Source organism: Synechococcus sp. RC10B2, assembly GCF_047502635.1.
In genome coordinates this window covers 51,149-61,344 of the sequence record NZ_JANSHO010000068.1, presented here as the reverse complement: position 1 = coordinate 61,344, position 10,196 = coordinate 51,149, and the positions used below count along the sequence as shown (strand labels likewise).

At 58.9% G+C, this 10,196-nt stretch carries 8 protein-coding genes and 1 pseudogene; 3 read left to right on the top strand and 6 right to left on the bottom strand.

Translation table 11 applies throughout. The features are described from left to right. Positions 1–508 (top strand): annotated as a pseudogene (locus NW855_RS10275) (hypothetical protein); the annotation flags it as partial. A gap of 183 nt (positions 509–691) precedes the next feature. Here NW855_RS10275 and NW855_RS10270 read toward each other — a convergent pair. Next, positions 692–1,279: a hypothetical protein gene (locus tag NW855_RS10270; RefSeq protein ID WP_099887291.1), complete on the bottom strand. Its 588-nt coding sequence runs from the start codon at positions 1,277–1,279 to the stop codon at positions 692–694. A 275-nt stretch (positions 1,280–1,554) separates the two neighbouring features. Between NW855_RS10270 and NW855_RS10265 the strand changes: the two genes are divergently transcribed. Continuing rightward, positions 1,555–2,484, top strand: a complete 930-nt coding sequence (locus NW855_RS10265; RefSeq protein ID WP_414402507.1) for a hypothetical protein — start codon at positions 1,555–1,557, stop codon at positions 2,482–2,484. A gap of 54 nt (positions 2,485–2,538) precedes the next feature. On the opposite strand, the gene NW855_RS10260 is transcribed toward NW855_RS10265, so the two are convergent. The 3 genes from NW855_RS10260 to selD all read right to left on the bottom strand — a co-directional run bounded on the left by NW855_RS10260 (position 2,539) and on the right by selD (position 5,488). Continuing rightward, positions 2,539–3,651: an ABC transporter permease gene (locus NW855_RS10260; protein WP_011428975.1), complete on the bottom strand. Its 1,113-nt coding sequence runs from the start codon at positions 3,649–3,651 to the stop codon at positions 2,539–2,541. Positions 3,652–3,816: 165 nt separating this feature from the next. After that, positions 3,817–4,317 (bottom strand): hypothetical protein, encoded by a 501-nt coding sequence (locus NW855_RS10255; RefSeq protein WP_011428977.1) that lies wholly within the window; start codon positions 4,315–4,317, stop codon positions 3,817–3,819. Positions 4,318–4,429: 112 nt separating this feature from the next. Then, positions 4,430–5,488: a selenide, water dikinase SelD gene (gene selD / locus NW855_RS10250; RefSeq protein ID WP_099812628.1), complete on the bottom strand. Its 1,059-nt coding sequence runs from the start codon at positions 5,486–5,488 to the stop codon at positions 4,430–4,432. A gap of 118 nt (positions 5,489–5,606) precedes the next feature. Here selD and NW855_RS10245 point away from each other — a divergent pair, with 118 nt between their 5' ends. Beyond that, the gene (locus NW855_RS10245; RefSeq protein WP_414402506.1) at positions 5,607–9,092 is read left to right on the top strand and encodes a DNA polymerase III subunit alpha; all 3,486 of its coding nucleotides are present in this window, start codon (positions 5,607–5,609) and stop codon (positions 9,090–9,092) included. Here NW855_RS10245 and NW855_RS10240 read toward each other — a convergent pair. Both NW855_RS10240 and NW855_RS10235 read right to left on the bottom strand, forming a co-directional pair. Beyond that, a complete protein-coding gene (locus NW855_RS10240) occupies positions 9,078–9,353 on the bottom strand; it encodes a glutaredoxin family protein (RefSeq protein WP_011428981.1) in 276 nt (91 codons plus the stop codon). The two genes, NW855_RS10245 and NW855_RS10240, sit on opposite strands and share 15 nt — an antisense overlap. A 9-nt stretch (positions 9,354–9,362) precedes the next feature. Beyond that, the gene (locus NW855_RS10235) at positions 9,363–10,190 is read right to left on the bottom strand and encodes a carbon-nitrogen hydrolase family protein (RefSeq protein WP_011428982.1); all 828 of its coding nucleotides are present in this window, start codon (positions 10,188–10,190) and stop codon (positions 9,363–9,365) included. Positions 10,191–10,196 lie beyond the last annotated feature (6 nt).

The window sequence follows — 10,196 nt, the reverse complement described above, 5'->3', positions numbered from 1 at the left end:
CCCCGATCAACCCCCGCCGCCGGTGCCCTCCCTTCTGCAGGCTACCCAAGCTGCCTCTAGCCTGATCCCGCCAGTGGATCGAGAGCAGGAAACCCAGCGGGCCTTGAGTGGGGCGGGACGGGCGGATCCCTTTGTGCCCCAAAACGTGCGTGCCCCTGAGCCAACCCTTAACCTGCCACCTCTACCTCCGCCGCCGGAGCTGCCGCCGCCCGGCAATGGTGGCGAAGTGCCCGTAGCAGTGACCACGCCGCTCCCGACCCCCACTCGTGACCCGGCGGCCTTTGCCCGCAGCGTGCAGGTTTCTGGGATGATCCAGATTGGTGGCGAATCCTTTGCTTTGGTTTCCGGCCCAGGCGTCATTCCTTCTGTGGTGCAGGCCGGGCAAAACTACCAAACTGCCAGGGTGGCCGGAGTGTCGGTGCCGGAGCGACGGGTTGTGCTCTCGGAAGGAGGCGAGACCGTCGTGAAGACAATGCAAGACACCACTGTGATCGTGGGTGCGCCCTAGCCGTGGCTATTCCAGAACACAACGAGACACCAGAGAGACTGGCGGTTTGATGCAGTCTCCTGTCTTTGGGCAAGGGATTTTTCCAAGGTCAAGTCTAACTCCCCTCTCCCTCTGGGAGAGGGGCTGGGGGTGAGGGGGGACTCCCTCTGGGAGAGGGGCCGGGAGCGAGGGAGTCTGGAAAAGTCAAAAACGGGGCTCGCTGTTGAGGCGGGACGGCTGCTGTTTTAAATAGCGCAAGAACTCCCGCAGTTCGGCCTCATTTAGTTGGTGGCGCGACTTTTTTTGGAAGCGACGCTCCAAGAACTCTTGTCCTTCCTTGCGGCCCCAGCCAATACGCTGCATCTCGACATCTGTTTGAGCAATGATGTCGGATAAATCATCTCCATAGGCCCCTGGCTCGCTCAGATTGGGCAACTCTGGGGAAGTCGGCTTCGCCGGGATCCCTATCGACTCAGGAGCTTGAGGGGCAGCAGAAGAGTGGGTGCGCCCATTGGCCAAGTCAGGAGTGGGCAGGTAGGGCATCCTGGCGGCAGCAGAATCCACCCCCAAGCTCAGGGAAGTTGTGGAATGACCGAATCCTGCGTGGTTTAAAGCGCGCTTCAGCGCAGCATCTTCTGCTTCTTCTACTGTGTTGGAGCCGGCAATACCACTGCCCAGAACCGTGTTGTTGACCACCACCTGGGCTTTGACGATGTAGATCCCTTCTTCTACGCGCAACAGATCGGTAAGCAAACTGCCCATGGGGTACCGATCTCGAAACTGTTGAATCATGTTTGCGCCGAAACCTGTCGCTGCTCGGGGCTTGACTACAAGCTAGCTTGAAAGTATGCCTCACATCCAGATCTCAATGCCTCAATCTCAAATCAACATCAGCTAAAGATGTCTAGCGAGCAGATCCCAAAGAAGAGAAGTCTTTCTTGGCAGTCAGCGTTCGGCTCGACAAAGGTATGCTATGGCCAAGGGATCCAGTCGCAAAGGTTGCCCCAGGTGGCTGGCTAGGGAGAACTGATCTATCATTGGCGCACAGCGAGGCATGACGGAAACCTATGGCTAGCGATACGACCGGGGCCAGCTCAGCCAGTTTGGGGCAGGCAGCCATTCGAGAGCGCAATTATGGCACTGCTTTGCAGTTGCTGCGGCGGGCTTACCGTGCAGATCCCAGCCCAGAGAATGCTCGTTGGCTGGCCACCGCCTACGAAGAAGCGGGGTATGCCCAATTGGCCGCCCTCTATCGAGAATTGGCCCAAGAGCACAGGAAGGCTCCCAAGGCAATTCAATTTCAAGCCCCCAAACCTCCCGGCACCCCTGAAGAACTGAAGCAGCCACCTCCTGAACCACCGGATCGCAAGACCATTCCCTTGCCCCAGCCGATCCCACACCCAACCCCACCGGCATCCTCTTCGGATCAGCCGGTTTGGGTTTACAAGCCCACCCCCATTGACCCCAAAAGCATCAGCCGGCAAACGCCCCTTCGACCTCAGGCCGCGGAGCCTGCCCCTTCCCCTCAACAATCGGCGGAGAGGAGTAACTATTTGCCGGTTCAACACGCGCCGGATTTGAAAAACCCGCAGCAGGGATCCCCCTTCCTGCGGCGGCTGAACCAACTGCATCGCCAGTTTAAGGATCGGCCCACGGCGGAGCTGGCTTTGCAACTGGCGGAAGCCTACGACGAGCAAAAGAACTTCAAAGAGGCCCAGCGCTACTACCGAGAAGTGTTGGATCTGGACGATTCCTGGCTGTTGCGACCGATGGTGCAAGAGCGCCTGGAAGAGCTGCGGCAACTGCAGGAGCAGGGCTCTTTGGCGGATCCCTCGGCCCAAAGTTGGCTCAAGCTGGCCGAGAAGTTGGAGCAGGAGGGGGAAATCGCCCGGGCCGAGCAAGTCTACCGCCAGATCCTGAAGATGGATACCACCCTGGACGTCCATGCCAAGGCTCGCAAGGGGCTCAACCGGCTCTATCCCGACGGGAAACGGTGAACGGCAGGCCGCCCCATTGCCTCTACAGCCGGCAAACCAGGAAGCAACTTCTCCTCAGCGAGGATCAGGATCCCGCGGGTCGAGGGCATCTCGCAGGCCATCTCCCAGCAAGTTAAAAGACAGGGAGGTGAGCACCACCATCAGGGTGGGGGCCAGCACCAGCCAGGGCTGCAGAATGATTACCGAAGCGTTGGTGGCCAGCGACAGCATGTTCCCCCACGAGGCATCCGGCTGTTGGATCCCCAGGCCGATCAAGCTCAGCACCGACTCTGCCACGATATAGCCGGGCACCGCCAAGGTTGCCGAGATCACCACGTAGGTGGTGGTCTGGGGCAGGATATGGCGCACCAGCAGATACAGGGATCCGGCCCCGGCCACCCGCGCCGCCTGCACAAAGTCTCGCTCCCGCAAGGACAGCACCTGCCCCCGAATCACCCTGGCCAAGCCCGCCCAACCCACCAAAGAGAGGATGGCCACAATCACCAAAAAGCGCTCGGCATTGCTGAAGGGCACACCGGTCAGCGGGTTCACCTGCAACACCGCCGCCAACGACACCAGCAAATACAGCGTCGGGATCGACATCAACACCTCAGTCAGCCGCATCAGCAGCGTATCCACCCAGCCGCCGAAGTAGCCGGATATGGCCCCCACCAGCAGACCGATGGGAAAAGAGATGCCGATGCCCACCAGGCCAACGAACAGGCTGACGCGCCCACCGTAGACCAGACGGCTGAAGTAGTCGCGACCTTGATCGTCCGTGCCCAGCAGGTGTAGCCGCGCTACGGGCAGCCCTTCCTCCGTCCGCAGAGGGACAGTGCCGAATAGGTGTCGATCCCAGGGGATCAAACCCAACCAACGGTAAGGGGTGCCGGCCACAAACAGGCGGATCCCGGCGGGACGGCTGGTATCCACCAAAAGCGGACGTTCGCCCGTTTCCAGATCCACCGGCCCCTGGCGAGTTGGATAAACGTGGGGTCCCAGCCAAGCCCCCGACTCGTCCCAAAAGTGAATGGCGGTGGGGGGCAGAAGGGATCCCCCCGGCTGCGATTCCAGCGGGCTGTAGGGGGCGACAAACTCGGCAAAAATGGCGCAAGTATAGAAAACGAGGAGGATGTAGGCTCCTGCTTGAGCCCAGCGATTTTGGCGAAGCCGTTTCCACCACTGCATGAGGCCAGGATCCCGGTTGGGCGAGCTTTCAGGGTAGCGATACCGCGCTTATTTTCCAATCAAATCCAGAGAGCCAGAAGGCCTGATTTCTGTAGTCTAGGTCTCTTACTCCGATCCCGAACAGCCCCAACTCAGGCTCCCCTCTCCCTTCTTCCCCAAGACGGCTCAGCCGGCCAGGGAATAGCTGGGGCTGTAGAGGGGCATCATTTCCATCCGAGCTGCGGCGATTGTCTGCGGCAGCACCCCGACCAGCCGCGCCAAAATGTCATCCGGCAACTGGCTGACCAAATCGGCAGAGAAAAATTCCTCCAAACTAAAAAGCAGCACCCGCGCCCGCTGGGCCGGCAGAGGATTATCGGTGATCTGCTGCAGCCAGCGCATCCAGTGCAGCCGCTTGGCATAGGCATTTTGCCGCTCTTGATAGCCCTGGGGATGCAACAGAGCCACATCCCCAATGGGGAGCACGCCGCTCGAATCCACATCCAAGGGCCCCCCGACCGCAGCCCCCGGCCCGGCAAACTCGGCATGAAACGTCTTGCAGATGATCAGGGCGTTGGGCCGCTGTGGATCCACCATCAGCAATTGGCCACTGCTGAGGCTGCGAATCAGTTGACCTGGCTCAACCCACTGAACCAGGCTATGGCTGTTGGGAGAGGGCTCGTTCATACCCCTTTAAGATATCTCAGCTCCCCTTACCCTTACATGAGATCTTCAACTTTCGCAGCTCTGCTTGACCGAATCTTCATATTGGCAGGAGAGGGCCGAATATAGGCTTCACTCAAGCTACCGGCATCTCGCCGACAACCCGGATGGCGATCCCTTCGCCGGCCTGGCAGCGGCCAATGCGACGGGCGTAAGAGTAGCCGGCGCTGTGGAGCTCTTGCAAAAGCTCTGCGGTGTAGGCGGGATCCACCGCCACCAGCAAGCCGCCGCTGGTTTGCGGATCCGACAAGAGCAACTGCTGCCACTCCGGCAGAGAGTTGGCCTCTACTCCCTCATAGCCCTGCCAGTTGCGCCGGGCTGCGCCGGGGAAGATCCCAGCTTCAGCTAAGGAGAGCGCTTCGGTCAAAAACGGAATGGCAGCCAAATCCAGCTCGGCGCTCACCCCCGAGCCCCGGCAGACTTCCAGCAGATGTCCCAAAAGGCCAAACCCCGTTACATCGGTTAGGGCGCGAACCTGGGCTCGCTGCGCCAGTTGCGGGCCGATGCGGTTGAGCTGAGTCATCACCTGCAAAACTTCCGCGTAGCCTGCCGCGCTGAGCTGGCCCTTTTTCAGGGCGGTGGTCATCACCCCGATCCCCAGCGGCTTGGTGAGGATGAGATCGTCGCCGGGCCGGGCGGTGGCGTTGCGGCGGATGTGCTGCGGGTGGGCCAGCCCTGCCGCCACCAGGCCGAAGATGGGCTCGGGCGAATCGATGGAGTGCCCCCCGGCCAAAGGGATCCCGGCTTCCTGACAGACCTTGATTCCCCCGGCCATGATCTCCCGAATGGCCGACAGGGGCAACCTGTCGACCGGCATGCCCAAAATGGCCAGGGCGAGAATGGGCGTGCCCCCCATCGCGTAAACATCGGAAAGGGCGTTGGCGGCGGCGATGCGGCCAAAATCCACCGGATCGTCCACAATGGGCATGAAAAAGTCGGTGGTCAGGATCAGGGCCTGCTCGTCGTTGAGTTGGTAGACGGCGGCATCGTCGCTGGTCTCGGATCCCACCAGCAGCGCCGGATCCGACCAGAAAAGGGGCAGCTCTTTGAGAATCTGCTGCAGCAGCGCCGGGGCGATTTTACAGCCGCAGCCGCCGCCGTGGGAGTACTGGGTGAGGCGAAGGGGAGTGTCCATTTAGGCAAAAGGAGAAAACACAAGCTTGATTGATCTCACTGTAGCCACACCTGCAGGCAGCCGGGAAATGGGCACACCGAGTTAAGGTAAGAAAGATCCTTCTATCTGTAGCCTTGCCATGGCCTTTGTTCCCTTGCACTTGCACAGCGAGTACAGCCTCTTGGATGGCGCCAGCCAATTGCCGCTTCTGATTGAGCAGGTGGTGGCGATGGGTTTGCCGGGGCTGGCCCTGACGGATCACGGCGTTATGTACGGGGCCATCGAGCTGGTGAAACTGTGTAAAAGCAAAGGGATCAAGCCGATCATCGGCAATGAGATGTATGTTATCAACGGCGATATTCGAGACAAAAGCCGCAAGTACCCCAAGTATCACCAAGTGGTTTTGGCCAAAAATACCCAGGGCTACAAAAACTTGGTCAAGCTGACCACCATTTCCCATCTCCAAGGCGTTCAAGGCAAGGGGATCTTCGCTCGGCCCTGTATCAACAAAGAGTATTTGGCGCAATACAAAGAGGGGTTGATCGTTACCAGCGGCTGCCTGGCCGGGGAGGTGCCCCAGGCCATTTTGCAGGGGCGGCCAGAAATTGCCCGCCAAGTTGCCGCCTGGTATCAGGAACAGTTTGGAGATGATTACTACATCGAGATTCAGGATCACGGCTATCGAGAAGACCGCTTTGTCAATGTGCAATTGGTGCGCATTGCTCGCGAATTAGGGATCCCGATCATCCTCACCAACGATAGCCACTTCATCTCCTGTTGGGATGTGGAGGCTCATGATGCTTTGCTCTGCATCCAAACAGGCAAATCCCTCACCGAAAAAAACCGCCTTCGCTACAGCGGCACAGAGTACTTGAAAAGCCCGGAGGAGATGCGCCGCCTCTGCCGCGATCACCTGGAGCAGGAGGTGATCGACGAAGCCATTGCCAACACTCTCAAGGTGCTGGAAAAGATCGAGGGCTATGACCTATTTGGGGAAACGCGCATGCCCGACTATCCGGTTCCGCCGGGCCATTCTGCCGATAGCTATCTCACCGAATTGGCCTGGCAGGGCCTGGCGAAACGCTGCGGCGTCGCCTATCCAGATCAGATTCCGGAAAACTATCAGGAGCGCCTGCGCTTTGAGCTGAATATCATCCAACAAAAGGGCTTCTCCAGCTATTTCCTGGTGGTCTGGGACTACGTTCGCTATGCTCGCGAACATGGGATCCCGGTGGGCCCGGGCCGCGGTTCGGCAGCCGGATCCCTGGTGGCCTATGCTTTGCAGATTACCAACATCGATCCCGTCAAATATGGGTTGCTCTTCGAGCGCTTTCTCAACCCAGAACGGCAATCGATGCCGGATATCGATACCGATTTCTGTATCGAGCGGCGGGGAGAGCTGATCGACTATGTAACCCGCAAATACGGCCAGGAGCGAGTGGCCCAGATCATCACCTTCAACCGCATGACTTCTAAGGCCATTCTCAAAGATGTCGGTCGGGTGCTGGATATTCCCTATGCCGAAGCCGACAAAATGGCAAAGCTGATCCCGATCTCGCGGGGCAAACCGGCAAAATTGGAGGAGATGATCGGCGAGAACACGCCGGCTCCAGAGTTCAAAGAAAAATACGAGAAAGACCCAACCACTCACCGCTGGATCGAGCTGGCCCGCCTGTTGGAAGGCACCAACAAAACCTTTGGGGTTCACGCTGCCGGCGTGGTCATCTCCAAAGATCCTCTAGATGAGATCGTGCCCTTGCAATACAACAACGAAGGCCAAATTATTACTCAGTACTCGATGGAAGATATCGAGTCTCTGGGCCTGTTGAAGATGGACTTTTTGGGGCTGCGCAACCTGACGATGATCCAGCGGGCCGTGGAGCTGATTCGAGAGCACAGAGGGGTCACTATCGACCTGGATAACCTGCCATTGGACGACGAGAAAACTTACCAACTTTTGGAAAAAGGAGAGCTGGAAGGGATCTTCCAACTGGAGTCTTCCGGCATGAAGCAGGTGGTGCGAGAGCTCAAGCCTTCCAACTTGGAAGATATTTCCTCGGTCTTAGCTCTTTACCGGCCAGGGCCATTGGATACGGGCATGATCCCGGACTTTATCGATCGCAAGCATGGCCGCAAGCCGGTAACCTACGCCCACGATCTCCTCAAGCCAATCCTTCAAGATACCTATGGCGCCATTCTCTACCAAGAACAGATCATGCGCATTGCCCAGGACATGGCCGGCTATACCCTGGGCCAGGCTGATCTATTGCGGCGGGCGATGGGAAAAAAGAAAGTTTCCGAGATGGAGAAACACCGGGAGCAATTCGTCCGAGGGGCAGTAGAGCGAGGTGTGGCCAAGGAAGTGGCTACGGAGCTATTTGACCAAATGGTTGCTTTTGCCGAGTATTGCTTCAACAAATCCCACTCTACGGCCTATGGACTGATTACTTTCCAGACAGCCTATCTCAAGGCCAATTATCCAACAGAATACATGGCGGCGCTGCTTTCTTCTGTGGGAGGGGATCAAGACAAGGTCCAGCGCTACATCACCTATTGCCTGTCGATCGGGATCCAAATTGAGCCGCCGGATATCAACCGTTCTGGCCTGGACTTTACCCCTCAGGGATCCAGCATTTTGTTTGGTCTAGGAGCAGTGAAGAATGTGGGCGAGGGGGCGATTCAAAACATTCTGGCTGCCCGCCAGGCCGGAGGCCCCTTCACCTCTTTGGCCGATTTTTGCCAGCGGGTGGATCTGCGCGTGGTCAACCGCCGCGCCATCGAGTCGTTGATCTGTGCGGGCGCTTTTGATGGTATTTCCGGCAACCGCAAACAGCTAATGGCGGATCTGGATCCCATCCTCAATTGGGCAGCGGAGCAGGCTAAGTCCAAAGCCATTGGCCAAGCCAGCCTGTTTGATTTGTTGGGCAACGACCAGGGATTTATTGAAGCTCCGCGGGGGCCTGCAACTGAAGATTTTCCACCGCAAGAAAAGTTAAGGCTAGAACGGGAGCTGTTGGGCTTTTATGTTTCGGATCACCCGCTGCGGCGGATTCAAGAGCAGGCGCGGCTGTTGGCTCCTGTTAACCTCTCCGATTTGAGCGGCTACGCAGCCGATACTTCTGTAGGCATTCTGGCCCTGCTGACCGCCATTAAAACGGTAACCACCAAGAGAGGGGATCGCATGGCCATTTTGCAACTGGAAGATCTCACCGGCAGTTGCGAAGCGGTGATCTTCCCCAAAACTTACGAACGTTTGCGCCATCGTCTGGAGGTGGATCAACGGCTTTTTATCTGGGCCAAGGTGGATCAGCGGGATGAACAGGTGCAATTGATTGTCGAGGACTTACAGCCGATTGAATCGGTGAGTTGGGTTACGGTGGAACTCCCTCTGGACTCGGCTGGGACATTGGAGGATCGATACCGTTTGCAAACATTGCTTGCCCGCCAACGTTCGGAAGCCAAGGAAGAAAATCGCATCCCTGTTGTGGCGGCCATCGTCGCCCCTCCCCACACGCTCTGGGTGAGGCTGGGATCCCAATTTTGGGTTAAAGATGCCGAGGCCACCGTGGCAGCTTTGCGCCAAGCTGGCTATACCGCCCGCAGCGAAGCGCTAGCCTCCCGATAGGCAACCCAACTGTTGTCCCAGCCAGGCGCGCAACTGCGCCGCCGTCAGCCGCGGCGAGGGGCGAGGCAAAAGCCGTTCGGGATCCCCGGCCACCTTCAGCACGGGAACCTCCAGGTGGTAGCGCTCCCACCAGGCGGGGTTGGCGGTGATGTCGCGGATTTCCAGCTCGCCGATTTCGGGGATCTGCCGCAATTTCTCCGCTAGGCCCTCGCAGAGGTGGCATCCGGGCTTGCTGTAGAGAATCAGCGGCGGCCAAGGCATAGGGGATCCCTAGGGAGTAACGGCACAGGCCAGCCGGCGGTGTTGCAGCGAGGGCATCTGCCGCCGGATAAGCTGTAGCCGCTCTGGGGCGATCTCGGCAATGGCCACTCCTGGTTTTTCGCCGCCGGCATCCGCCAGGATCGTCCCCCAGGGATCCACGATCATGGCGTGGCCATGACATTGTCGCCGCTCGTAGTGGGTGCCCACCTGGGCGGGGGCGATCACGTAGCAGGTGTTTTCAATGGCCCGACACTGCAGCAAAACCTGCCAGTGATCCCGACCCGTGTAGGCGGTAAAGGCGGCGGGGATCAACAACACTTCTGCCCCTCGATCCACCAAGGAGCGATATAGCTCAGGAAAGCGCACGTCGTAACAGACCGACAAACCAAGGGTGCCTAGCCGCTCCTCCTGGCAGACAACCACCTCGTTGCCGCTCACCACCGTGTTCGACTCGCGGTAGGTGTTGCCGTCGGGCAGGTTGACGTCGAAGAGGTGGATCTTGCGGTAGCGGGCCAGCTCCTTGCCCTCGGGGCTGTAGAGGGCCGCCGTGTTGTACACCTTGCCCTGTCCATCCGGCACCGGGTATCCCCCGCCCAGCACAAACACCTGGTAGCGCTGGGCCATCTTGGCCAAAAACTCTTCGGCCCGCTGCGCAATCTCCGGCGCAAGGCGGGCTTTTTCTTCCTCCGGCCCCATGAAGGCAAAGTTTTCCGGCAAGGTCACCAGCTCACAGCCCCGGCGCGCCGCAAAGTCAATCCACTCCTCTGCCTGTTGCAAGTTGCCGGCCAGATCGGGGGTGCTGGTCATCTGCAGGGCGGCTGCCAAGTAGGATCGCATAGGAAA